The organism is Synechococcus sp. LTW-G (assembly GCF_054459035.1).
The window spans coordinates 1-21,226 of the sequence record NZ_JBTKYW010000003.1; the positions used below are offsets into that span (position 1 = coordinate 1).

At 65.1% G+C, this 21,226-nt stretch carries 24 protein-coding genes; 15 read left to right on the forward strand and 9 right to left on the reverse strand.

What is annotated here, in order from left to right; translation table 11 throughout:
* Positions 1–173: 173 nt before the first annotated feature.
* The 3 genes from ACXIQ9_RS06250 to rimI form a co-directional block, all read right to left on the reverse strand.
* A complete protein-coding gene (locus ACXIQ9_RS06250) occupies positions 174–380 on the reverse strand; it encodes a nuclear transport factor 2 family protein (protein ID WP_459016285.1) in 207 nt (68 codons plus the stop codon).
* Between the two features lie 48 nt (positions 381–428).
* On the reverse strand, positions 429–2,978 hold the full coding sequence (locus tag ACXIQ9_RS06255) for an ATP-dependent Clp protease ATP-binding subunit (RefSeq protein ID WP_459016099.1): 2,550 nt from the start codon (positions 2,976–2,978) through the stop codon (positions 429–431).
* Between the two features lie 182 nt (positions 2,979–3,160).
* Positions 3,161–3,625 (reverse strand): ribosomal protein S18-alanine N-acetyltransferase, encoded by a 465-nt coding sequence (gene rimI, locus ACXIQ9_RS06260; RefSeq protein WP_459016100.1) that lies wholly within the window; start codon positions 3,623–3,625, stop codon positions 3,161–3,163.
* Positions 3,626–3,659: 34 nt separating this feature from the next.
* Here rimI and lysA point away from each other — a divergent pair, with 34 nt between their 5' ends.
* From lysA to ACXIQ9_RS06305, 9 genes are read left to right on the forward strand one after another with little or no spacing between them, the layout of a single operon-like run.
* A complete protein-coding gene (gene lysA, locus ACXIQ9_RS06265; protein WP_459016101.1) occupies positions 3,660–5,051 on the forward strand; it encodes a diaminopimelate decarboxylase in 1,392 nt (463 codons plus the stop codon).
* Between the two features lie 21 nt (positions 5,052–5,072).
* Positions 5,073–5,909: a diadenylate cyclase CdaA gene (gene cdaA, locus ACXIQ9_RS06270; protein WP_010317858.1), complete on the forward strand. Its 837-nt coding sequence runs from the start codon at positions 5,073–5,075 to the stop codon at positions 5,907–5,909.
* The gene (locus ACXIQ9_RS06275; protein ID WP_459016102.1) at positions 5,906–6,700 is read left to right on the forward strand and encodes an isoprenyl transferase; all 795 of its coding nucleotides are present in this window, start codon (positions 5,906–5,908) and stop codon (positions 6,698–6,700) included. The genes cdaA and ACXIQ9_RS06275 overlap by 4 nt, the downstream gene beginning before the upstream one ends.
* 4 nt (positions 6,701–6,704) lie before the next feature.
* Positions 6,705–7,682, forward strand: coding sequence for a biotin synthase BioB (bioB, locus tag ACXIQ9_RS06280; protein WP_296416762.1), 978 nt, complete (start codon positions 6,705–6,707; stop codon positions 7,680–7,682).
* Positions 7,679–8,593, forward strand: a complete 915-nt coding sequence (gene trhO / locus ACXIQ9_RS06285; RefSeq protein ID WP_459016103.1) for an oxygen-dependent tRNA uridine(34) hydroxylase TrhO — start codon at positions 7,679–7,681, stop codon at positions 8,591–8,593. The genes bioB and trhO overlap by 4 nt, the downstream gene beginning before the upstream one ends.
* Before the next feature lie 5 nt (positions 8,594–8,598).
* The gene (locus tag ACXIQ9_RS06290; RefSeq protein WP_459016104.1) at positions 8,599–9,540 is read left to right on the forward strand and encodes a DUF952 domain-containing protein; all 942 of its coding nucleotides are present in this window, start codon (positions 8,599–8,601) and stop codon (positions 9,538–9,540) included.
* 2 nt (positions 9,541–9,542) lie between these two features.
* Complete coding sequence (locus ACXIQ9_RS06295) at positions 9,543–10,040, forward strand: hypothetical protein (protein ID WP_459016105.1); 498 nt, start codon at positions 9,543–9,545, stop codon at positions 10,038–10,040.
* Positions 10,037–10,681, forward strand: a complete 645-nt coding sequence (locus ACXIQ9_RS06300; RefSeq protein WP_459016106.1) for a DUF429 domain-containing protein — start codon at positions 10,037–10,039, stop codon at positions 10,679–10,681. Before ACXIQ9_RS06295 ends, ACXIQ9_RS06300 begins: the two co-directional genes overlap by 4 nt.
* Positions 10,682–10,693: 12 nt before the next feature.
* Entirely contained in the window at positions 10,694–11,065 is a 372-nt protein-coding gene (locus ACXIQ9_RS06305; RefSeq protein WP_459016107.1) for a DUF1622 domain-containing protein, read from the forward strand.
* Here the strand turns inward: ACXIQ9_RS06305 and lipA are convergent.
* A complete protein-coding gene (lipA, locus tag ACXIQ9_RS06310) occupies positions 11,062–11,967 on the reverse strand; it encodes a lipoyl synthase (protein WP_459016108.1) in 906 nt (301 codons plus the stop codon). The genes ACXIQ9_RS06305 and lipA overlap by 4 nt on opposite strands.
* A 4-nt stretch (positions 11,968–11,971) precedes the next feature.
* Positions 11,972–12,550 carry a recombination mediator RecR gene (recR, locus tag ACXIQ9_RS06315; RefSeq protein ID WP_459016286.1) on the reverse strand — a complete coding sequence of 193 codons (579 nt, stop codon included), beginning with the start codon at positions 12,548–12,550 and terminating at the stop codon, positions 11,972–11,974.
* 107 nt (positions 12,551–12,657) lie between these two features.
* On the opposite strand from recR, the gene psbP reads away from it, so the two are divergent.
* The gene (gene psbP / locus ACXIQ9_RS06320) at positions 12,658–13,221 is read left to right on the forward strand and encodes a photosystem II reaction center PsbP (protein WP_010317848.1); all 564 of its coding nucleotides are present in this window, start codon (positions 12,658–12,660) and stop codon (positions 13,219–13,221) included.
* 4 nt (positions 13,222–13,225) lie between these two features.
* Positions 13,226–14,236, forward strand: a complete 1,011-nt coding sequence (locus tag ACXIQ9_RS06325; RefSeq protein ID WP_459016109.1) for an FAD-dependent oxidoreductase — start codon at positions 13,226–13,228, stop codon at positions 14,234–14,236.
* Here ACXIQ9_RS06325 and ACXIQ9_RS06330 read toward each other — a convergent pair.
* Positions 14,184–15,959 carry a TolC family protein gene (locus tag ACXIQ9_RS06330; protein WP_459016110.1) on the reverse strand — a complete coding sequence of 592 codons (1,776 nt, stop codon included), beginning with the start codon at positions 15,957–15,959 and terminating at the stop codon, positions 14,184–14,186. The genes ACXIQ9_RS06325 and ACXIQ9_RS06330 overlap by 53 nt on opposite strands.
* 70 nt (positions 15,960–16,029) lie before the next feature.
* Between ACXIQ9_RS06330 and ACXIQ9_RS06335 the strand changes: the two genes are divergently transcribed.
* Together ACXIQ9_RS06335 and ACXIQ9_RS06340 are read left to right on the forward strand one after the other, a co-directional pair.
* Positions 16,030–17,337 carry an NHLP bacteriocin system secretion protein gene (locus tag ACXIQ9_RS06335; RefSeq protein ID WP_010317845.1) on the forward strand — a complete coding sequence of 436 codons (1,308 nt, stop codon included), beginning with the start codon at positions 16,030–16,032 and terminating at the stop codon, positions 17,335–17,337.
* A 17-nt stretch (positions 17,338–17,354) separates the two neighbouring features.
* Positions 17,355–17,534: a hypothetical protein gene (locus ACXIQ9_RS06340; RefSeq protein WP_459016111.1), complete on the forward strand. Its 180-nt coding sequence runs from the start codon at positions 17,355–17,357 to the stop codon at positions 17,532–17,534.
* Here the strand turns inward: ACXIQ9_RS06340 and ACXIQ9_RS06345 are convergent.
* Both ACXIQ9_RS06345 and ACXIQ9_RS06350 read right to left on the reverse strand, forming a co-directional pair.
* The gene (locus ACXIQ9_RS06345) at positions 17,531–18,577 is read right to left on the reverse strand and encodes an FUSC family protein (RefSeq protein WP_459016112.1); all 1,047 of its coding nucleotides are present in this window, start codon (positions 18,575–18,577) and stop codon (positions 17,531–17,533) included. The two genes, ACXIQ9_RS06340 and ACXIQ9_RS06345, sit on opposite strands and share 4 nt — an antisense overlap.
* Positions 18,571–19,524, reverse strand: a complete 954-nt coding sequence (locus tag ACXIQ9_RS06350; RefSeq protein ID WP_459016113.1) for an FUSC family protein — start codon at positions 19,522–19,524, stop codon at positions 18,571–18,573. The genes ACXIQ9_RS06345 and ACXIQ9_RS06350 overlap by 7 nt, the downstream gene beginning before the upstream one ends.
* Before the next feature lie 48 nt (positions 19,525–19,572).
* Between ACXIQ9_RS06350 and ACXIQ9_RS06355 the strand changes: the two genes are divergently transcribed.
* A complete protein-coding gene (locus ACXIQ9_RS06355; RefSeq protein WP_459016114.1) occupies positions 19,573–20,043 on the forward strand; it encodes an MgtC/SapB family protein in 471 nt (156 codons plus the stop codon).
* The gene (locus ACXIQ9_RS06360; protein WP_247479039.1) at positions 20,036–20,251 is read left to right on the forward strand and encodes a DUF6737 family protein; all 216 of its coding nucleotides are present in this window, start codon (positions 20,036–20,038) and stop codon (positions 20,249–20,251) included. Before ACXIQ9_RS06355 ends, ACXIQ9_RS06360 begins: the two co-directional genes overlap by 8 nt.
* A gap of 8 nt (positions 20,252–20,259) precedes the next feature.
* On the opposite strand, the gene ACXIQ9_RS06365 is transcribed toward ACXIQ9_RS06360, so the two are convergent.
* Positions 20,260–21,195, reverse strand: coding sequence for an LCP family protein (locus ACXIQ9_RS06365; protein ID WP_459016115.1), 936 nt, complete (start codon positions 21,193–21,195; stop codon positions 20,260–20,262).
* Between the last annotated feature and the right edge of the window lie 31 nt (positions 21,196–21,226).

Genomic DNA, 21,226 nt, shown 5'->3' on the forward strand with positions numbered 1-21,226 from the left:
ATGCTGCTCTCTCTAGATGAGATGAGCCATGGGTTGAGACGAGAAAGCCACCCCAAAGGGTGGTTTTTTTGTGCCTGGAAATAATGGGCTTCCGCTGAACAAAGGCCGCCGTGGATCACTCCTCGGCGGCCTTGTTCTTGAAATGAACTCGCGATTAGACCTGATTTGATCAATCAGGAGCGGTGCACGTGCACTTGTTTCCAGCTGCCGCTGAGCTTTTGCCAGATCCGGGTTTCGCAGCAGCGGGCGGTGATCGGATCACCATTGACGAGTTTTTGCGTCAGGCGGGTGTAGCTCACTACCACTGATTCATCGCTCAGCCAGCGCAGATGTGGGCGCGTCAGCGTTTTTTCGCTCTCTTTCTTTGTTGACTCTCCAATAAAAAAGCCCGGTCAATGACCGGGCTAACTCTTCGAATCTGCGCCGCTTTAGACAGAAGCGAATTCAGGAATCGAGGGGGTAGCCGAGTCCTTGCGGATGACCACCTGCTTGTCGTCATCGACATCAACCAGGGCGGTGTCGCCTTCGCCGATCCGGCCAGAGAGGAACTCTTCGGCCAGGGAGTCTTCCAGCAGGCGCATGACCGCACGGCGCAGCGGGCGGGCGCCGTAGCTGGGGTTGTAGCCCTCGTCGACCAGGCGCTCCTTGAAGGCCTCGGTCACCGTCAAGGTGATGCCCTTCTCCTGCATCCGAGTGAAGACTTCCTTGAGCATGATCTCGGAAATCTCCTTCACCTCATCGCGGCTGAGCTGACGGAAGACAATGATCTCGTCCAGTCGGTTCAGGAACTCTGGACGGAAGTACTGCTTGAGTTCTTCGTTCACCAGAGAGCGAATTCGGTTGTAGTTGGTCTCTTCGGCATCGCCGCCAGAGAACTCGAAACCGAGGCCGCCGCCGCCCTTCTCGATCACCTTCGAGCCGATGTTCGAGGTCATGATGATCAGGGTGTTCTTGAAGTCGACCGTGCGTCCCTTGGAGTCGGTCAGGCGACCGTCTTCCAGAAGTTGCAGCAGCAGGTTGAACACATCGGGGTGTGCCTTTTCGATCTCGTCGAACAGCACCACGGTGTAGGGACGACGACGAACCGCTTCGGTGAGCTGGCCGCCTTCGTTGAAGCCCACATAGCCCGGAGGGGAGCCGATCAGCTTGCTGACCGTGTGGCGCTCCATGAACTCCGACATGTCGAGGCGGATCATTGCCTCTTCACTGCCGAAGAAGTAGGACGCCAGGGACTTGGTCAGCTCGGTCTTACCCACACCCGTTGGGCCGGAGAAGATGAAGCTGGCGATCGGCCGGTTGGGGTTCTTCAGGCCAACCCGAGCGCGGCGGATGGCGCGGGACACGGCCTTCACGGCTTCGTCCTGACCAATCAAGCGCTGGTGGAGGGTCTCCTCCATGTTCAGCAGTTTTGCGGATTCGCTCTCGGTGAGCTTCTGAACAGGAACGCCAGTCCAGGAGGCCACGATCTGGGCGATGTCCTCTTCGGTCACCATCGGACCGCTCTCGCTCACAGCCGCTAGGGGCGCCTCGGCCACGGCGACTGGGCTGTCCGCAGAGCCATCGCTGGATTCGGCAGCGGGCTTCTCCTCGTTGCGGTTCTGCAGGATCGAGCGGATCTGCTCGCGCAGTTCGACTTCTTTGTCGCGCAGCTCGCCGGCCTTGGTGAAGTCCTGCTCGCGCACGGCCTCATCCTTCTGCTTCTCGATCTCGCGCAGTTGCTTATCGACCTCCTTGGCCGCCGGGGGCAGCTTGGAGTTCATCAGGCGCACGCGGCTGCCGGCCTCATCGATCAAGTCGATGGCCTTGTCCGGCAGGAATCGATCGGAGATGTAGCGATCACCCAAGGTGGCGGCCGCCACCAGGGCCTCATCGGCAATGGTCAGGCGGTGGTGCGACTCGTAGCGCTCCTTCAGGCCGCGCAGAATCTCAATGGTGTCCTCGACGGAGGGCTCACCCACCTGCACCGGCTGGAAGCGACGCTCCAGGGCGGCATCACGCTCGATGTGTTTGCGGTACTCATCAAGGGTCGTCGCGCCGATGCACTGCAGCTCACCGCGAGCCAGGGCTGGCTTGAGAATGTTGGCGGCATCGATCGCGCCTTCAGCGGCACCGGCGCCAATCAGGGTGTGGACCTCGTCGATCACCAGGATCACGTTCCCGGCGCCACGGATCTCCTCCATGATTTTTTTGAGGCGCTCCTCGAATTCGCCCCGGTACTTGGTGCCGGCCACCAGCAAGCCGATGTCCAGGGTGAGGACCCGCTTGTCTTCCAGGATGTCGGGCACATCGCCGGAGTTGATGCGCTGGGCCAGGCCTTCGGCAATGGCTGTCTTGCCCACACCGGGTTCGCCGATGAGGACGGGGTTGTTCTTGGTGCGGCGACCCAGGATCTGGATCACGCGTTCGATTTCGTGCTGACGACCAACCACCGGGTCGAGCTTCCCGTCGGAGGCCTGCTGGGTCAGGTTGCTGCCGAACTCATCGAGGGTTGGTGTCTTGGTGGAACCCTTGCCACCACCGCCGCCACCGCCGGCGACCTCGGCGGTCTCGCCCAGCATGCGGATGACCTGGGTGCGCACCTTGGCCAGGTCCACCCCAAGGTTTTCCAGCACCCGTGCGGCAACACCTTCGCCCTCGCGAATCAGGCCCAGCAGCAGGTGCTCTGTACCGATGTAGTTGTGGCCGAGCTGACGCGCTTCCTCGAGGGACAGTTCCAGAACGCGCTTGGCTCTTGGCGTGAAGGGGATCTCGACGGCCACAAAGCCTGATCCGCGGCCGATGATCTTCTCGACCTCGACCCGAGCGTCCTTGAGGTTGACGCCCATGGACTTCAGGACCTTGGCGGCAACGCCGGTGCCTTCGCCGATCAGGCCCAGAAGGATCTGCTCGGTGCCCACGAAGTTGTGACCCAGGCGGCGGGCCTCTTCTTGGGCCAGCATGATCACCTTGATGGCCTTCTCGGTAAACCGCTCGAACATGGGGCGGGGCCTGGCTGCATGTTCCCCCAATTTATCAGGGTTGCTTGGGGGTGTGTGAGATCAATTTCAGAAGCGCCAAATCCCAATGCCCAAAAGGGATTGCCACGCGCGATCGTCACAGCGAAGCGGTTAAAAGTTTCCGGTTCTCGCTATCAGGAATGGGCGGCAATCCGTACCGCCTCTCAGTCGTGTAATTCAAACCATTGGATCAGGGCATCGCTTCCGTTGCGGTAGTAGCCGCGACGGATTCCAGCGGTGCTGAAGCCCAGGTCTGCGTAGAGCGCCCCTGCGGCGGTGTTGTCCGAGGCCACCTCCAAGGTCGCTCGCTGCGCTCCAGCCTCCCGGGCTCGCTCCAGGAACGCCTGAATTACGCGCCGTCCCAGGCCCTGCCTCCTGTGGCCTGGATCCACGGCCAGGGTTGTGATCTGCAGTTCATCCAGGACCAGCAGTCCGCAGGCGAAGGCCAGCAGCTTCTCCCCTTGCCAGAGCCCCAGCCCTGGCCTCTGTTCGTCGGCCAGTTCAGTGCTCCACTGGCTTTCGCTCCAGAGCCCGCCCAGGGCGGCTTTGTCCAGGGCAAGGCAAGCACTGAGGTGCTCGGGCCTGAGGGCCTCAAGGCGAATCGGGGGATCGGCGGTGTGCGTCGGCACAGGGGCCTGGAGGCGGCCTCTTTAGGATCACCCCATGACGACTTCGATGGCGACAGCCGATCTCCAAGTGAGCAACCGGCCCTTTGAGAGCAACCGCGATACCGCTAGTCCCAACCGCAATCTCACCCCCGTAACGACGGCCGTTGGCCCGAAGGGTGGATTGGAGGTGGGGGGCTGCGGCCTGAGTGATCTGGCTCGCCGCTACGGCACTCCCTTGTATGTGCTGGATGAGGCCACCCTTCGCGGCAATGCCCAGGCCTACCGCAAGGCGCTGGCGTCCCATTACCCCGGTTCGGCCCTGGCGCTTTACGCCTCGAAGGCCAACAGCAGCCTGGCTATCACCGCTGTGGTCGCCTCCGAGGGGCTCGGCCTCGATGCGGTTTCGGCGGGCGAGCTGCTGACGGCGGTTCAGGGGGGGATGCCTCCTGAGCGCATTGTCTTTCACGGCAACAACAAGAGCCTGGAAGAGCTGCAATTGGCGGCCGACTTGGGCGTCACCGTGGTGGCGGACAACTGGTCGGATCTCGAGCTACTGGCGTCCCTGGGCTTGAGCCAGCCGGTGCGCCTGATGCTGCGCTTTACCCCTGGGATCGAGTGCCACACCCACGAGTACATCCGCACCGGGCACCTCGACAGCAAATTCGGGTTTGATCCCGACCAGCTCGAGCCTGTACTGAGGCACCTTCAGGGCTGCAGCTGGGCGTTGGTCAGCGGCCTCCACGCCCATATCGGCTCTCAGATTTTTGAACTGCAGCCCCACCGCGATTTGGCAGCGGTGATGGCCGACGCCCTGAAGTTGGCGCGCGAACTTGGCCATCCCGTCTCGGACTTGAACGTCGGCGGTGGTCTTGGAATCCGTTATGTCGAATCCGATGATCCGCCGTCCATCGACGAATGGGTCCGCACCGTGGCCGAGGCCGTGGCTGGTGCTTGCCAGGAGCGGGGACTGGATCTGCCGCGGCTTCTCTGCGAGCCCGGTCGTTCCTTGGTGGCTACGGCTGGGGTGACCCTCTACAGCGTTGGCAGCCGCAAGGAGATCCCTGGGATTCGCACCTATCTCTCCGTTGATGGCGGGATGAGCGATAACCCTCGTCCGATCACCTATCAATCGCTCTACACCGCTGTTTTGGCTGACCGCCCTGAGGCGGAAGCCAGCGACACCGTCACCCTGGCGGGTAAGCACTGCGAATCCGGAGACGTGCTGCTGAAGGACTTGGCCCTTCCTCCGGCCCAGTCAGGTGATGTTTTGGCAGTCTTTGCCACCGGCGCTTACAACGCCTCGATGGCTTCGAACTACAACCGCATCCCTCGCCCTGCAGCGGTAATGGTGCATGACGGCATGGCGGAGCTGGTGCAACGCCGGGAGTTGCCAGAGGAACTGCTGCGCTACGACGTTCTGCCGGAACGCCTTCGGCCGGTAGTCTGATCCTCAGCGAATAGAGCAAGGGTGCTCGGGTTGATCGGGGGAATCCAGCTGGGCTTCGTGCTGGATCTCCTGTTGGCCACCGCCCTTGGCATGGTCATCCTGGCTCGGGTAAACGAGCCGCGGACCCTCTGGTTACTGCGGGGCTACCTCACCTTGGTGGCTCTGGCCTGGGTGGTTCAGCGCTACGCCAACCTGCCGCTCACCAGCAAGCTGGTGGATGCCCTGGTCATGGCCTGCAGTTTGGCCCTGGCGATCCTCTGGCAAGGGGAACTGCGGCGCCTGATGGAACTGCTGGGGACTGGTCGGCTGGATGTTCTCTTTGGCAGCCAACGGGCCGACAAGCTCGCCTCGAGTTCCGTTGGTGTGCTCAGTGAGGCCGCGGGTCGCCTCTCCCAGATCCGTCGTGGTGGATTGATCGTCCTTGATCTGGGCAGTGATCTGCGCCCAGAGGACTTCCTGAACCCCGGCATCGCCCTGGATGCTCAGCTCTCAGTCGATCTGCTCCTGAATCTCTTTGCGATCGACACCCCGCTCCATGACGGGGCGGTGCTGGTCAAAGGCAATCGGATCCTCTCGGCGGGGGTGATCCTGCCCCTCTCTCGCCAGGGAGTGAATCGCTATGGCACCCGCCATCTGGCGGCCCTAGGGATCACCGAGCGCTTCGATCGCTGCCTCTGCATCGTGGTGTCCGAGGAGACCGGCACGTTGTCGTTGGCGAAGCAGGGGCGCCTGGAGCGTCCGATTACCAGCTCGCGGCTTCAGGAATTGCTCAGCGAAGCGCTTGCGCAGGCCCCGAAATCCTCTGGGAAAGCTGCGGGTCGTAGCGTGTCCGTAGATTCGTCCGAGCCTCTCGCATGAGTCGTTCCCTGACGACTGCCTTAACTGTCGAAGGGAACAGGCCCTCGCGCTGCGCCCTCCCGCCCGGGCTGGAACCGGCCAGGCTGCCGGCCCATGTCGCGGTGATCATGGACGGCAATGGCCGTTGGGCCGGGCAGCGGAAACTTCCCCGGGTGATGGGGCACCGGGAAGGCGTGGAAGCCTTAAAGCGCACCCTGCGCCTCTGCAGTGATTGGGGCATTGGCTCGCTGACGGCCTACGCCTTCTCCACCGAGAACTGGAACCGCCCTGGTGAAGAGGTCAGCTTCTTGATGACCCTGTTTGAACGGGTCTTGGCTAATGAGCTCAAAGCGCTTGAACAGGAGCAGGTGCGCATTCGTTTTCTCGGCGACCTGGAGCAACTCCCGGAGGGTCTGCAGCAACTCATCCAGGACGCCACGCAGCGGACGGCCTCCAACACCGGTATTCGTTTCAATGTCTGCACCAACTACGGCGGTCGTCGCGAGTTGGTCAGGGCGGCGCGGCTGCTCGCGCAAGAGGTGGCCAGCGGTGAACGGGATCCTGAGTCGATTGATGAGCAGGCGTTTGCCTCCAAGCTCCTCACCGCTGGTGAGTCGGATCCAGACCTGTTGATCCGCACCAGCGGCGAGCAACGCATCAGCAATTTCCTGCTCTGGCAACTGGCCTATGCCGAGCTCCACATCACGGATGTCCTCTGGCCTGATTTCGATGAAACGGCCCTGGTGAGCGCCTTGATGGATTTCCAGAACCGCCAACGTCGCTTTGGTGGCGTGGCCTCCGTCTCCTCCTAATCGCGTGACCTCCTCCTCCGTTTCGGTGCGCCACGACTGGAGCACCTCTGAGATTCAGGCGCTCCTGGAGTTGCCCTTGATGGACCTGCTCTGGCAAGCCCAGGCTGTGCACCGCGAGGCCAATCCGGGGTATCGCGTCCAGCTGGCCTCCCTGTTGAGCGTCAAAACCGGCGGCTGCGAAGAGGACTGCGCCTACTGCCCGCAGTCGATGCACAACAGCAGCGATGTCACGGGGCAACCGGAGCTGGAGGTGGAGCCGGTCTTGGCCCGGGCTCGGGCGGCCAAGGAGGCCGGCGCCCATCGCTTCTGCATGGGTTGGGCCTGGAGAGATATCCGCGACGGCGCGCCCTTTGAGGCGATGTTGTCGATGGTGCGCGGCGTCCGCGAGTTGGGCATGGAGGCCTGCGTCACCGCCGGGATGCTGACGGACAGCCAGGCCGCCCGCCTGGCGGAGGCAGGCCTGACCTCCTACAACCACAACCTCGACACCAGCCCTGAGCACTACGACCGGATCATCACCACCCGCACCTACGAGGAGCGCCTTGAGACCTTGGCTCGGGTGCGCAAAGCGGGCATCTCGATGTGCTGCGGAGGCATCATCGGCATGGGCGAGAGCCTCACCGATCGTGCCTCGCTTCTGCAGGTGCTGGCTTCGATGAACCCCCATCCCGAAAGCGTGCCCATCAACGCCCTGGTGGCGGTGGAGGGAACTCCGCTGGAGGAGCAGCCCGCCGTCGATCCCCTTGATCTGGTTCGAATGGTGGCGGTGGCCCGGATCCTGATGCCCCACAGCCGTGTGCGCCTCAGTGCTGGCCGCGAAACCATGAGCCGCGAGGGGCAGGTGCTCTGCCTGCTGGCGGGTGCGGATTCGATCTTCTATGGCGAGACCCTGCTCACCACGGGGAATCCCGACGTGGAGGCCGACCAACAGTTGTTGGCCCTGGCCGGCGTGAATCCCTGGCAGGAGCAGGTGCCGGCGTGAGCGCCTTGGTGATGGCCTTCTATGGCTTCACCGCCATGGAGGACTTGCCTGGGTTGCAGCAGGAACTCAGGGCTTTGGCCCAGCAAGAGGGGGTCCTCGGCACGATCTTGCTGGCTGAAGAAGGGGTCAACGGCACCATCAGCGGTCCAGACGCAGGTGTTCAGGCCGTGCTGGAGCGGCTGCGCCAGTTGCCCGGGCTCGGGGGGCTGGAGGCCAAGTTCAGCCGCGCTGAGCAGCAAACCTTCCATCGGCTCAAGGTCCGTCTCAAGCGCGAGATCGTCACCATGGGCTGCCCCACGGTGAAGCCGGCGGAGCAGGTGGGGACCTATGTCCCGCCGGCGCAGTGGGATGCGCTGATTGCCGATCCAGAGACTTTGGTGGTGGACACCCGCAACCGCTACGAAGTGGAGGTGGGCAGCTTCACCGGAGCGATCGATCCCGGCACCGACAGCTTTCGCGAGTTCCCCGCCTGGGTGGAGGAGACCCTGCGGCCCCTGGTGGAGCAGAGGCAACCGAAGGCGATTGCCATGTTCTGCACCGGCGGGATTCGCTGCGAGAAGAGCACGGCCTATCTGCTGCAGCAGGGCTTTGAGAACGTGCATCACCTGCAGGGCGGGATCCTGCGTTACCTCGAGGAGATCCCCGAGGAGCGCAGCAGCTGGCAAGGGGAGTGCTACGTCTTTGACCAGCGGGTGAGCGTGAACCACCAGCTCGAGCCCGGCAGCTACAGCCTCTGCCACGCCTGCGGCCTACCGGTGTCCCCTGAGCAGCGCCTGCAGCCCAGCTACCGCGAGGGCATCAGCTGTCCCCACTGCATTGAGCGCTTTACGGAGACTGATCGCAAGCGCTTTGCTGAACGCCAGCGTCAGATGCAGCTGGCCCGCGACCGCGGACAGCGGCACCTCGGGTAGGGCGGATGGCTCCGGTTCTCTACAGCTTCCGCCGCTGCCCCTACGCAATGCGGGCTCGCCTGGCCCTGGCCGCGGCGGAGCTGGAGGTGGAGCTGCGGGAGGTGGCCTTAAAAGCCAAGGCCCCGGAGCTGCTGGAGGCTTCGCCGAAGGGGACCGTTCCGGTTTTGGTGCAAGCGGGCGGTCCGGTGCTCGATGAGAGCCTAGAGATCATGCGCTGGGCTCTGGAGCAGTGCGATCCCCTGGGTTGGTTGCAGGGGGATGGGGCCGAGACCGCGGCGTTGCTGGCGCAGAACGATGGGCCGTTCAAACGGCATCTGGATCGCTTCAAATACCCCGATCGCTACGGCGATGTCGACCTCCGTGAGCACCGCTCGGCATCCCTGGCGGTCCTGCGCGAGTGGCAGCAGCGCCTCCAGCCTGGGGGTTGGCTGCTTGGCGCGCAGGCGACGTTGGTGGACTGGGCCCTGCTGCCATTTGTGCGTCAATTCCGCTCCGCAGATCCAGAGGGCTTTGACGGGGAGCCAGGGCTAGATGCGGTCCGGGGCTGGCTGGCGCGCTTTGAGCAGTCCCCGCTCTTCCAGCAGGTCATGGAGTCCCCCTGGGCGGAGCGCCGCTGCTGGAGATCACCGCGCTGGCTCTATCACCTGACTTTGGCCTCGGACTGGCAGCAGGCCCGCCAGCAGGGGGAGTACAGGATCTCAACCCGGGGGCAGAGCCTCGATCAGGTGGGGTTCATCCACGCCAGCTATGCCCATCAGCTGGAGGCCACCCACCAACGTTTCTACGCCGATCTGGAGGACTTGCGGCTGTTGGTGATCGATCCGACGCGCCTGGCGGCCCATGGCCTCGAGGTTCGCCCCGAAGCAGCCCCCGGCAGCGAGGAGCTCTTCCCTCATGTCTACGGCGCCTTGCCTTTGGATGCGGTCTGTCTGGTGGAGCGTTGGTAGCGATGGCTGTCCCGTTGTCTTTGGCGGAGATCGAGCAGCGGGCCGCGGCGCGGGGGCTGTTGCTGCGGCTGCAGGTGAAGCAGGCCTTGGCGGTCAGGACCCTGAGGGTGGTGGTGGCCAGACCGCGGGAGGGGCAGGTGCCTGTGCTGCTCGGCGAACTCAAGGGCTGGGCGTTGCCCCTGCCGGATGGCCTGCAGCTCGACACGATGCGCGTTCAGGGCCAGGACACCCAGGGGGTTGGTGCCCTGATCTGGGCTGCCACCTTTGCTTGGGCCCTGGAGGCCACCCCCTGTCGTCGTGCCCGGTTGCTGGCGATCCGCGACAACGATCAGCAGCACCGCCGGCTGGTGCGTTATTTCCGCCAGCTGGGGTTTGAGCCCACTCGCGAGGTCGGGGCCGCGGCCTTGGATCTGCCCCTGCGCTTGGTCTGGGGTGGGGCGGGACTGCTGATGTCTGGGGATATCGCCCAGGGGCTGGAGCGGGTAAGCCGCCGGCTGTGATCGTCGCCGGCATTGATGTGGGCAGCGCCCGGAAGGGATTCCACGCGGTTTTGCTAGAGGGCAGCCGCGTGGTGGATCAGCTCAACACCTCTGATCCGGAGGCGTTGGCGCGCTGGTGTCTGAGGGCCGAGCGGATCGCGATTGACGCTCCCTGCGGTTGGGCCCTTCCTGGCGAGCGCTCGCGCCTGTGCGAACGGCAGCTCGCGGCCCAGGGGGTGCGTTGTTTTGCCACCCCGACCCGGGAGGCGGCTCTGGCGAGCCGCAGCAATTTCTATGGCTGGGTGCTGCGCGGGGAGGCGCTCTATCAAGCCCTGCAGCGGTACAGGGTTCCAATCGCCCGTGATGCCCAAGCCCTGCAGGGGCGCTGCTCTTTTGAGAGTTTTCCCCACGGCATCACCGTCGCCCTCTCGCCGCAGATCGAGGTGAAAGCGGCGTTCAAGCTGGAGCAACGTTCCGCGCTCCTGGAGCGCTTTGGCGTTTCGCTGAGTGGCTTGAGCAGCATCGACTGGATTGATGCGGCGGTCTGTGCCCTGGCTGCTCAGCACATCGCCAAGGGGGCCGAGGCAGAGATCTACGGCGAACCCGAGGGTGGGTTACTGGTGTTGCCCGGTCGCACGCGCCACACTGCCGGCAGCACCTAGGGATCTCAGGTGATGGATTTGCATGGGATGGAGCTCCTGCTGAATCATTCGGCCCAAGCGCTTCGCCAGTTGCTGGAGTTCCTCTCGCTGATTTCCGTCGCGATTGGTCTGGTGGCCGTTCTCAGTGGGGCGCGCAAGTTGCGGCTGCGGGAGATTCCGCCCCATCTGATCCAGCGGGGTCCCGTCACGATGGCCCGGGTGACCTTTGGCTCCTGGGTCGCCTTGGCGCTGGAGTTTCAGCTCGGGGCTGATGTGGTCTTGACCACGATTAGCCGTGAACCCAATGCCCTGATTCAGCTGGGGGCGGTGGCGTTGATCCGGACCTTCTTGAACTATTTCTTGGCCCTGGAATTGCGCCAGGAGGATCGCCATCAAGCCAGCTAGCCCTGGTCTCCAGCGTGATAGCTGCTGCGCACTAAGGGGCCGGAGCGCACGTCGCTGAAGCCCAGCGCCTTGGCGATGCTCCCGAGTTCCTCGAACTCCTCGAGCGTCCAGTAGCGATCCACCGGGAGATGGGCCAGGGAGGGCCTGAGGTATTGGCCGATGGTCAGCCGCTGGCAGTCCACCGCGCGGAGATCGCGCATCGCCTCGACCACCTCCTCGAACCCTTCACCCAGACCGAGCATCAGCCCGCTCTTGGTGGGGATCTGTGGCGCGAGTTCGCGGGCGGCTGCCAGAAGGCCCAGGGAGCGGCTGTAGGTGGCCCCGCGCCTGACCTCTCCCTGTAGACGCTCCACGGTTTCGAGGTTGTGGTTGAAGCAGACGGGTGCTGCCGAGAGGACCGTCTGCAGGCGTTGGCGTTGGGCCGTGATCGCCTCGGCTTCCTCGCGGTGGCCCCCCCAGAAGTCGGGGGTGAGCACCTCGATGGCGATCCGTTGATTGCGGGCCCGGATGGCGGCCATGGCCCGGGTGAAGAGCGCTGCGCCGTGGTCGCTCTGGTCATCCCTGGCCACCGAGGTCAGCACCACATAGCGGAGTCCCAGGGTTTCGACCGCTTCGGCCACCCGTTCGGCCTCCTGGTCATCGAGGGGCTCCGGCGCCTGTCCCTTGTCCACCTGGCAGAAGGCGCAGCTGCGGGTGCAGATCGATCCCCCCAGCAAGAACGTCGCGGTTCCGGAGGAGTAGCACTCGCCCCGATTGGGGCAACGGCCCTCCTCGCAGATGGTGTGGAGGCGTTGCTGCTTGACCACGGCCTGGACCGACTCCAGGGCGCTGGCCGCGCCGATGGGGGTGCGGATCCAGTCCGGTAGGCGTTCCTTGGGTGGGATCTGGCTGTAGCGGCTCATGCGCTCACTCCATCCGCCGCCGCCCCTCGAGGGCCCTCGCCAGGGTGACCTCATCGGCGTATTCCAGTTCGCTACCCACCGGCAGCCCGTAGGCGATGCGGCTGACCTGGGTGAACGGTTTGAGCAGGCGGGCCAGATAGAGGCTGGTGGTGTCCCCCTCCACGCTGGGGGTGAGGGCCAGGATCACTTCGCTGATGCCGTCCCGGTCCACCCGCTCCACCAGCGGCTGGATGTGCAGCAGCTCTGGGCCGATGCCATCCATGGGCGAGATCAGGCCGCCGAGCACGTGATAGCTCCCCTTGAACTCGCGGGTGCGCTCGAGGGCCAGCAGGTCACGGGAATCCGCGACCACGCAGAGCACCCCGGTGTTGCGTTCCTCATTGCGGCAGATCTCGCAGAGGGGGTCGGCCGAGAGGTGAAAGCAGCGCTGGCACTGGCCCACCTGGCTGCGGGCGGCCAGCAGCGCATCGGCGAAGGCCTGGATTTGCTCGCTGGGTTGGTTCAAGAGGTGCAGCGCCAGGCGCTGGGCCGTGCGCGGCCCGATGCCAGGAAGCCGCTCGAACTGATCAATCAGCCGTGCCAGGGGTCTGGTGAAGCCGCTCAGATCCCTTGAGGCAACTGGCGTAAATCTAAGAGGAACCGCAAGACCTGCGGCGGCGCGTGAGAATGGCTGCGCTGAAGCGCTGATCAATGGCCGTGCTGACCCGCTGGATCTCCCGAGGACTGCGTTCGTTCCTGGCCCTTGGCCTGGTGCTGGTACTGGTGAGCTGCAGTGCGGTCGCGGCCGGTCTCAATTCCTTCCAAAGCTCGGATGGGCGCTACGCCTTCCTCTATCCGACGGGCTGGACCCGGGTGCAGGTCACCGAGGGTCCCCAGGTGGTCTTCCACGACCTGATCAATGCCGATGAAACCCTCAGCCTGGTGGTCTCGGATGTGAATGAGACCAACAGCCTGGAGAACCTCGGTAGTGCCGTGGCGGTGGGCGAGAAGCTGCGCCGCGTGGTCATCGCTCCGGACGGCAGCGGCCGCGAGGCGGAACTGGTGGAGGCCTCTGAGCGTGAGGACGGCGGGCGCACCTTCTACGACCTGGAGTACGCCGTTCACCTTCCCGACCGTGATCGCCATGAGCTTGCGACGGTCGTTGTGGACCGCGGCCGGCTCTACACCTTTGCCGCCAGCACCAACGAGATGCGCTGGCCGAAGGTCAAGGGCCTGTTCCATCAGGTGATCACGTCCTTCACCCTGCGGATCTGATCGAGTGCTGATCGTTGGCGGTGGCCTGGCGGGTGGACTGCTGGCCCTCGCCCTGCGCGAGCGCGGCGTCGACGTCTGTTTGATCGCCGGCCAGCAGCCCTCCGCGACGGAGTGGAGCTATGGGGTGATCCCGGGTTGGCCGCTGGGCACCTCAGCCTTGGCGATCCGCTCTGCCAAGGCCGCTGGCCTCTGGCGTGATCTGCAACGGCGTTATGGCGATCTCGGCTGGTCCAGCGCGCGCATCCATCTCCACGGCGGCAAGCCCTGGGCGCGGCTTTTGCCGTTGCCGGGATCTCAGGTGGACACAGCGCGTTTTCATGCGCGCCTTCCTGAGCTGCTCAAGCAGGCCGGGGTTCATTACGTCGCCGCCGAGGCGCTGAGCCTTGAGCGTCAGCAGGGGGAGTGGCTGGTGCGTTGTAGCGATGGCTCGGCCCACTCCTGTCCTCAGCTGGTGCTGGCCGCCGGTGCGGGTTGCCGCCGCCTTTGGCCGGCCTGGCCTGAGGCGCTGCGCAGCAGCTGGGCGGGAGTGCTGGAGTTGCCCGAAGCGCCGACCCATGGTCTGCGGCTGCCAGCCCAGTTCCAGCGCCCGGCGCTGGAGCGATCCAGCGCGGAACTCCAGGCCCCTCGGACCGTTGTGGATGCCGGGCTCGTGCCCCGCGGCGCTGGGGCGCTCTTGGGGCAGGTCAGCAGCTTTGCTCCCGGCTTGTCCCTCCACGACCCCCCGCCTGCCATGGAGCAGGAGCTGAGGCAGGCCATCGCTGCATCCGGGTTGCACAAGGTCCTCGCTGAGGCGCCCGGCCGTTGGCATCAGGTCCCCGTGGCCTTCAGCCGCACGGGGATCCCCTTGGCTGGCCCACTGGCAGATGCGCCAGGACTGTTTGGCTTCAGCGGCTTCAGCGGCGGCTTCGCCCAGGTGCCGGTGCTTGCGCCGCTGCTGGCGGAGGTGCTGGCGGCGGGCAGCGCTACGGCGCAGGGGAAGTTGGAGCAGCTGCAGGTGTGGCAGCACTCCAGGTGAGCTCCGGTGTGAGTGGCGCGGCGGGATCGCGCGGCACGGGCAGCAGCTCGCGCAGCAACTGGGCGTAGGTGATGTTGACCCCGACGGTGGCGTTGAGCCGTTGCACGAGGGAACTGATCAGGCGCTCCTGGGTGATCGAGAGATCCACCTCGCTGGAGAGTCCCGTTTGGTAGCGCAGCCGTACGTCGCGGAAGGCTTCGAGGGCCGCGGCGACCCCGCGCCGAGCTGAGGCCAATTTGGCCAGGCTCGCCTCGTGGTTGAAGAAGGCCGCCTCCAGCCGCAACCGAATGGCATTGCGCCGGGCCGCATAGTCCTGTCCGGCGGCTTCGACGCGGCGCTGCAGGGCCCGGGTCTCGCCGCTGGTGGTGCCGGCATCAAACAGCAGCCAGCGGACGCTAAGGCCCAGGGACCAGTCGTAGCCACTGGTGTTCAGGGTGGGGATCACGGTGGAGCCGCAGCAGCCCCCATTGCTGGTGGTGATATTGAACTGATTGACGTTCTGGCCGTAGCTGCCGCCGCCGGCAAACAGGGCCAGTCGCGGCAGCAGTTGGGCGGCGGTCGCATCTTTTTGGCGTGCCAGGGCGGTGCGCGTCGCCAGGATTGCCTCGAGTTCGGGGTTGCCGCGGTAGGCCGCCAGCAGGCTCTGCTCAAGGTCCAGGGGCCAGTGGGGCATCACAGCGATCGGATCGCTGGCACTGGGGGTGACAGTGGCGGGAAGGTTCAGGACCAGGGCCAAGCGGCGCCGGGCGATGGCGCGATCGGCCAGGGCCTGGATCAGGGCCTCTTGGTCACTGGCCTCAATGGCGCGGCGGCGCAGGACATCGACCCGGGGCACCAGACCCGCCAATTTCAGATCGAGGGAGTCCTGCAGGATCAGCAGGTCATCGCGCACCGCGGCGTCCTGAATGCGGACGTTCTGATCGGCCTGCTGCAGCTGGTAGTAGGCCTCACTGATGTTCAGCTGCAGTTGCCTGAGCTGGTTGCCATAGAGCTGCCGCTCCCGCTCCAGCACGGCCCGTGCGGCCTGCACCCGGGGCGTGCGGGCGAAGTCCAAGAGGGCGTAGTCCAGTTGCAGCCCGGCGGCGCCGACGTTGCTGGATTGGTTGAGGTAAGCCCCCCCGTCCGTGGGGACATAGAAGGCTCCCCCCGGCTCAAACAGGGGCCCCAGGTTCAGGTTGCCGTTGCCGACGGAGGCGGTGTTGTTCGAACTGATTTGGCCGGTGCTGCCGCCGGCGACCGCACTGATCCGCGGCCAGTAGGTGCCAAGGGCCGCCTGCAGTTCATCGAGGGAGGCCGCGACCCTCTCCCGTTGGGCGAGGAGCTCCGGGTTGTTTTTGAAGCCCAGGGCAAGGGCCTCGAGCAGGCTCAGGCGCTCAACGACTCCTTTTTGGAGCTGTTGGGGCGTCGGAAGGCTCAGGGGTGCGGGGGCTGCGGCTTGCCCCGGCTGCAGCTGTTGGCTGGGTGCCCGATTGGGCTGCAGCAGGCTGCTTGGAATGGGGGCCGTGACGGCTTCCCGTGGCGGAATCCCCTGGGGGTCGGGAGGGATCAGGGCATCAAGGACGCGCAGCTGCTGATCCAGGGCCCGCCAGCTGCGCTCGAGCTTCTCCACCTCGGGGGAGCTGGCTTCGATGTTGGGTTGCCCGAGTGCCAGCGGGCTGCACAGGCTCGCCAACGCCAGGCCGCCGGCCAGGCTCAAGATTCGGCTTGCCGCAGCGAGGCGCAACGTCCGGGGGAAGTTGTGATGCAGTCTGCCGAATCTGGCCAGAATCGCCTTTGCCCAGCATCCTGTCGCTATGTGGCAGCAACGGCGGCAACAGCTCCAGCAGGGTTGGGTTGGTCTGAGCGACCACAACCAAGTCGGCGTCTGCCTGGCGGGGGTCGGCGGGGTCCTGGCGCTCTGGGCGTTGTTCTGGCCGGTGCCGACCGAGGTGAGCGGTCAGGGCGTGTTCCTCTATCCCGATAACGCTGGGGTGCTCAATGCCCGCTCCGGAGGGCAGGTCCTCGACGTCAAGGTCAAGGTTGGCGAACCGGTGCGCAAGGGACAGGTGTTGATGACCCTCTACCTGCCGGTTCTGGAGAAACAACTGGCGCAGCAGCGGGGCAACCTGGCGCAGCTGGAGCGGATCAACGCCGATCTGGACCAGCGCGATTTGCGGCGGCTCGAGACCGAAAAGCGTGCCGTGGAGGTCGCCCTGGCGAAGTTGACGGACGACAGTGCCCGCTACGCCTCACTCCAGTCCACCTACAGCACGAAGCTCAGCAACCTCGACTGGCTGGCTCGCCGGGAAGTGGTGGCACCGCTCTCCCGCGAGGTGGTAGCCGTTCAGCAGGGCTTCACCAACACCAGCGTGGACCTCGATGCGGTGAAGATCCAGCGTAAGAAGGTCCTGACCGACTACGAGCAGGTGAAGCTCACGATCGAGACCGAGGCGCTGAATCGCCGCTACCAGATTGACGACCTCAAGCGGCAGATTCGCGTCACCGAAGCGCAGATCGCCTACGACGGGGAGGTGTTGGCGGGCCGGGACGGCAGCCTGCTCGACATCCAGGTGATCTCCGGGCAAACCGTCTCCACCGGCCAGCGCCTGGGCACCATTGGACGCCCCCAGAAACCCGGTGCCAAGGCTCCGCCCCTGCGTGCCGTGGCCTATTTCTCCCCGGCTGATGCCCGCCGCCTTCCCTTGGGACTGCGGATGGAATTGGTGCCGCAGTGGAAACAACGGGGGCGCTTTGGCGGGATCGTGGGCCAGGTCAGCCAGGTCCTGACCCTGCCGGCCACCGAGGACGACGTCTCCACCACCACAGGCAACCCCCAGTTGGCAAAGGCCCTGACCAAGGAGGGGCCGGTGATGCGCGCCGAGATCGAACTGGGCCGCGATCGCTGGAGCAATGACGGCTACCGCTGGACCCTCTCGGGCGGTAGCGGTGTGTTCCCTGTGCGCGATGGCCTGACCCTCAACGCCTATGGCTATGTGGAATGGCGCTCCCCCTTGAGTTATGTGCTCCCGGGGCTGCGCTCCCTCACCGGTGGCTATCGCACCCTCAGAATTGACGCCCTATGGAACCGTCCTTTCCTCAGGCAGCCCGGAACCTTGGAGTGAAGCTCAAGGCCTGGCGCTTGCCTCCCCTCCGCAATCCCTTGCTGCGCAAGGAGTTGCCCTGGTTGGTGGCGGAGGTGGTTCTGCTGTTGATCCTGTTCAACGCCAACGCCCCCGAGCTCTGGTTCTGGCTCGTGGTTTTGCTCGTGGTCCTGGGCTATCGCGTGGAGCGCTGGTGGGCGTCGAGGCCTGAGTCCTAGCGGGGCAGCACGCTCGCCCAGGTCCGCTCGGCATCCTGCATGGCCTGTTCGGCCTGCCTGCAGAGCAGCAGCCGAGCGGCGATGCGCTCCAAGCGCTCAAGAGGGATGCGGTTGAGGTTGGGGTCCGCGAGTTCGCGGTTGAGATCAAGCCAGGCCTGGGGCAAGGCCAGCGCAGAGCTGGGTGGTTGCGGCAGGGTTCGCCGCCGGCCGCTGAACCGCTGCTCCCATTGTTCGAGCCGTTGGCCCAGAACTTGCAGCAAGGCCGCTTCGCCCTGATGCAGCCGCTCGATCATGGCGCTGTCGTTGAGGGTCGGGGCCCGGCGCACCATGCCGCCAACCATCATGACTAGACGGGAGCAGGCGTCATCGAGGCACTGCACCAGCTGAACGCTGGGATGGCGGCTCGCCCCTTCCCCAAGTTCCAGGCTGAGGGCCGGGCGCAGGGCCCGCAGGCTGATTAGGCGAGCGCGCAGGCGCTTGTAGTCCTCAATGCCTGGCCCTTGCGCTTCGCTGTTCAGCAGGCGCTGGGCCAGCTCCTGGTAGGTCTGCCTCAGGTCGCTGAACAGCTCGCCGTACTGCTGCAGGACGGTATCGAGGCTGCGGGTTGGCCAGAACAAGCGCAGGCTCAGGAGCCCCACCAGCACGCCAAAGGCCGTCCAGAAAAAGCGCAGGGGAATCCATGTGCCGAGGTTGGCGGAGTGGGAGAGCCAGCCCATCACCACAATCAGGCCGCCGACCTTGTAGCCGACCAACAGCTTGAGCCACCCTCCCAGGAGCCGTAGGGCCGCCAGGGTGATGGCGATGGCGATGGGCATTGGCACATCGCGCAGACCCCAGTAGCCCACCAGCAGCAGAACTGAGCCCAGCACGGTGCCGAGTAGCCGCTGACGGCCCAATTCGATCGCCCCGCCGTAACTGCCCGTTCCAACGGACACCACCGCCAGAGGGGAATAGAAGCCATAGGTCAAGCCGGTCATGGCGGCGAAGCCATTGCTCAGTCCGGCGGCAACCGCCAACCGCAATTCGGCGCGGCTGATCAGCATGGCCGCCGGGCCAAGCTGCCCAGGCTGGCGTGAAGGGGCCTGGTCTCTTCCTCGAGTGCCAGCAACTGCAACAGCGGGAGTCGTTGGCTCTGGGCGAGCTGTTGCCAGCGCTGCGGCTCACGCCGCGGTGTGGCCTGGGCGCCCCCTTGGAGTTGTCGATGCAGGCCGGCGATGCTCTGATGCAGCGGCGTCGCCTGGGCGATGTTGAGTGGGGGTAGGCCGTCGATCAGGCGCTCCCAGGCAATCCAGTGGAACTGGACGATCTGCCAGAGCCGTAGGCGTTGCTGCCAGCGGCTGGAGCGCAGCCGCTTCTGGCGGGGGCCCCGGCGTTCCCGCTCCACCAGATCCGTCATCCGCATCAGGTTTCCGGTCAGGGGTGCTGTGTTCAGTGGAGTCGGTCGCTCGTGTTGACCATCCAGCCAGGCCTGGTAGCGCTCGAGTTGCCCTTGCAGATCAGCTAGTAGGTGCTGGTCGAGGCTTTGCAACTCCCGGTAGCTGTTGCGCGGCCAGAACAGCAGTCCCACCCCCAAGGCCACTAGACAGCCGACCACGGTGTCGAGGCCGCGGTTGAACACGTAGTCCCAATCGAGGGCCTCGTAGCGGGGAATCATCAAGAACATCACGCTCAAGGTGGCGGCGGTGCTCAGGCCCGATTGCCAGCCGAACAGGCGCAGGACCGGGATCATCAAGAGGATCGAGACCAGCACCCCCATCCAGCCGCTGAGGATCGTGTGGACCACAAAGGTCACCAGTCCACCGATCACCGTGCCCATCACCCGGGCGGTTGCGGCCTTGACGGTGTGGTCATCGTTGTCATCAACAACAATCACCACCGCCATCAGCGGATACCAAACAAACTCAATGCGCTCAAACCACAGGGCAATCGCTGCCGTGAGGAACACCGCCGTGAACATCTTCAGGGTGTTGCGCACCAGCAGTGCGTCCACGGGCCGCGGCGTTCTGGGTCTGCGGGGAGCTTATGGAGGTCTGCGCTGATGGGCTCAATCTTGTTGGCGAACTCCTGGTCCTCGACCCTGGACGTCGACCTGACGGTGCTGTTGCGTCTGGGGTTATCGGTCTTGTGTGGTCTGGCGGTGGGCTACAACCGCGCCCAGCACTTCGCTCAGCCCCAGACGAACCGGCTGCGGGTGCACGTGCTGGTCGGTCTCAGTGCCTGCTTATTGGTTCTGGCGGCGGGGGACCAACCCGATGCGCGCAGCCGGGCGATTCAAGGGATCGCCACGGGAGTGGGTTTCCTGGGGGCCGGCGAGATCCTGGTGGATCGCGGCGGGGAGTCGTTTGCAGGGCAGCATCCGCGGGTGCACGGCCTCACCAGTGCCGCATCGATCTGGTTCACAGCCGCCCTCGGGGTGACGGTGGCCGCATCAACGCCGGTGCTGGCGATCACTGCTTTGCTCCTGGCCCTCGTGGTGCTCTCACAACACGCCAAGAGGCCCCATGTCTGAGACCAAGCCCGCGTTCTGGAGTCTCAAGCCCTGGTGGTGTCAGCCCTGGTCGATCCTCCTGACCGGTGTTCTGGTGATCGCCGGTAGCTGGCTGCTGTTGCACCGCTGGTGGATCAGCGCACCGGTGGCTGTGGCTGTGTTGGCCTGGTGGGGCCTGTTTCTGGTGCTCGTTCCCGCGGCCTACCGGGATGAGGAAGGCCAGCCTTAAAAGAGGCCCTAGAAGAGAAATTTGAAGCGCTCAGAGCTGCCGGCGGCGGCGGCCCCAGCGGCGGTGGCTTCGGGCCATTCGGCCTTCCAGTAGCTGATGCCCTCATGCATGAAGGGGCGGCCGCCGAGGCGCTCGGCGTTCAGCTCGGTGCTGCCCATGGCACTGATCAGGCCTCCAATCTCCATCGGCCCGAGGTCCGTGCGCAGGTCCTTGCCGGCGACAGCGAGCAGAGCGGGGAGCCGCACCAGGCTCTCTGGGCGGGTGATCTGTTTGAACAGGGCCTTGAGCACCAGGCGCTGGCGATCCAGGCGGCCGATGTCCCCCATCTCGTCGTGGCGGAACCGCAGGAAGCCCTCGAGGTCTCGGCCCTTGAGGACCTGGCGGCCTGGCTGCAGATCGATGTGCAGGCCTTGGGTGTTGTCGTGATACCACATGCGCTTGGGCACGTTGACCTCAAGGCCGCCCAGGGCATCCCCCAGGCGCCGGATCACCGCCAGGTTCACCAGGATGTGGTGACGCACCGGACGTCCCAGGTGCTTGGAGAGCTCCGCCTTGACCGCATCGGGGCCGCCATAGGCGTAGAGCGCGTTGGCCTTAACCGGGCCAAAGCTGCTGGAGTTGATGTAAGTGTCCCGGGGTACCTGCAGCAGCTTGGTGACGCCGTTTTGCACACGCATCGTGTACATCACGTCGGTATTCCCGCCGCCGACGTCGGTTCCCAGGATCACCACATCGGCGTCACTGAGGCTGTTCCAGCTGCTGAAGGGATTGACCAGCTGGTGGCGCTCGCTCACCTGGGGACTGCTGAGGTAGTCCGCGACGGGAGAGGCCAGCAGGAGTCCACCACCCAGCCCAAAGCCAATGGCCGTCAGCATCGCTGCGCGCTCATCGCGGCGGCGGGGCATCGGGCTGGCGGGGGCTGTTTTCAGGGTGGGACTCTTCATTCTCACAATTTATTTCTTTTTCTGCCGCCCA

What these genes read in the sequence shown, in the direction of transcription:
- ACXIQ9_RS06290 (WP_459016104.1), top strand. Translation starts at nt 8,599, where the DNA reads ATGGCTCCGGTTCTCTACAGCTTCCGCCGCTGCCCCTACGCAATGCGG.
- ACXIQ9_RS06345 (WP_459016112.1), bottom strand. Translation starts at nt 18,577, where the DNA reads ATGCTGATCAGCCGCGCCGAATTGCGGTTGGCGGTTGCCGCCGGACTG.
- psbP (WP_010317848.1), top strand. Translation starts at nt 12,658, where the DNA reads ATGGCCGTGCTGACCCGCTGGATCTCCCGAGGACTGCGTTCGTTCCTG.
- ACXIQ9_RS06295 (WP_459016105.1), top strand. Translation starts at nt 9,543, where the DNA reads ATGGCTGTCCCGTTGTCTTTGGCGGAGATCGAGCAGCGGGCCGCGGCG.
- ACXIQ9_RS06255 (WP_459016099.1), bottom strand. Translation starts at nt 2,978, where the DNA reads ATGTTCGAGCGGTTTACCGAGAAGGCCATCAAGGTGATCATGCTGGCC.
- lipA (WP_459016108.1), bottom strand. Translation starts at nt 11,967, where the DNA reads ATGAGCCGCTACAGCCAGATCCCACCCAAGGAACGCCTACCGGACTGG.
- ACXIQ9_RS06355 (WP_459016114.1), top strand. Translation starts at nt 19,573, where the DNA reads ATGGGCTCAATCTTGTTGGCGAACTCCTGGTCCTCGACCCTGGACGTC.
- ACXIQ9_RS06305 (WP_459016107.1), top strand. Translation starts at nt 10,694, where the DNA reads ATGGATTTGCATGGGATGGAGCTCCTGCTGAATCATTCGGCCCAAGCG.
- ACXIQ9_RS06365 (WP_459016115.1), bottom strand. Translation starts at nt 21,195, where the DNA reads ATGAAGAGTCCCACCCTGAAAACAGCCCCCGCCAGCCCGATGCCCCGC.
- ACXIQ9_RS06360 (WP_247479039.1), top strand. Translation starts at nt 20,036, where the DNA reads ATGTCTGAGACCAAGCCCGCGTTCTGGAGTCTCAAGCCCTGGTGGTGT.
- ACXIQ9_RS06275 (WP_459016102.1), top strand. Translation starts at nt 5,906, where the DNA reads ATGAGTCGTTCCCTGACGACTGCCTTAACTGTCGAAGGGAACAGGCCC.
- ACXIQ9_RS06335 (WP_010317845.1), top strand. Translation starts at nt 16,030, where the DNA reads ATGTGGCAGCAACGGCGGCAACAGCTCCAGCAGGGTTGGGTTGGTCTG.
- lysA (WP_459016101.1), top strand. Translation starts at nt 3,660, where the DNA reads ATGACGACTTCGATGGCGACAGCCGATCTCCAAGTGAGCAACCGGCCC.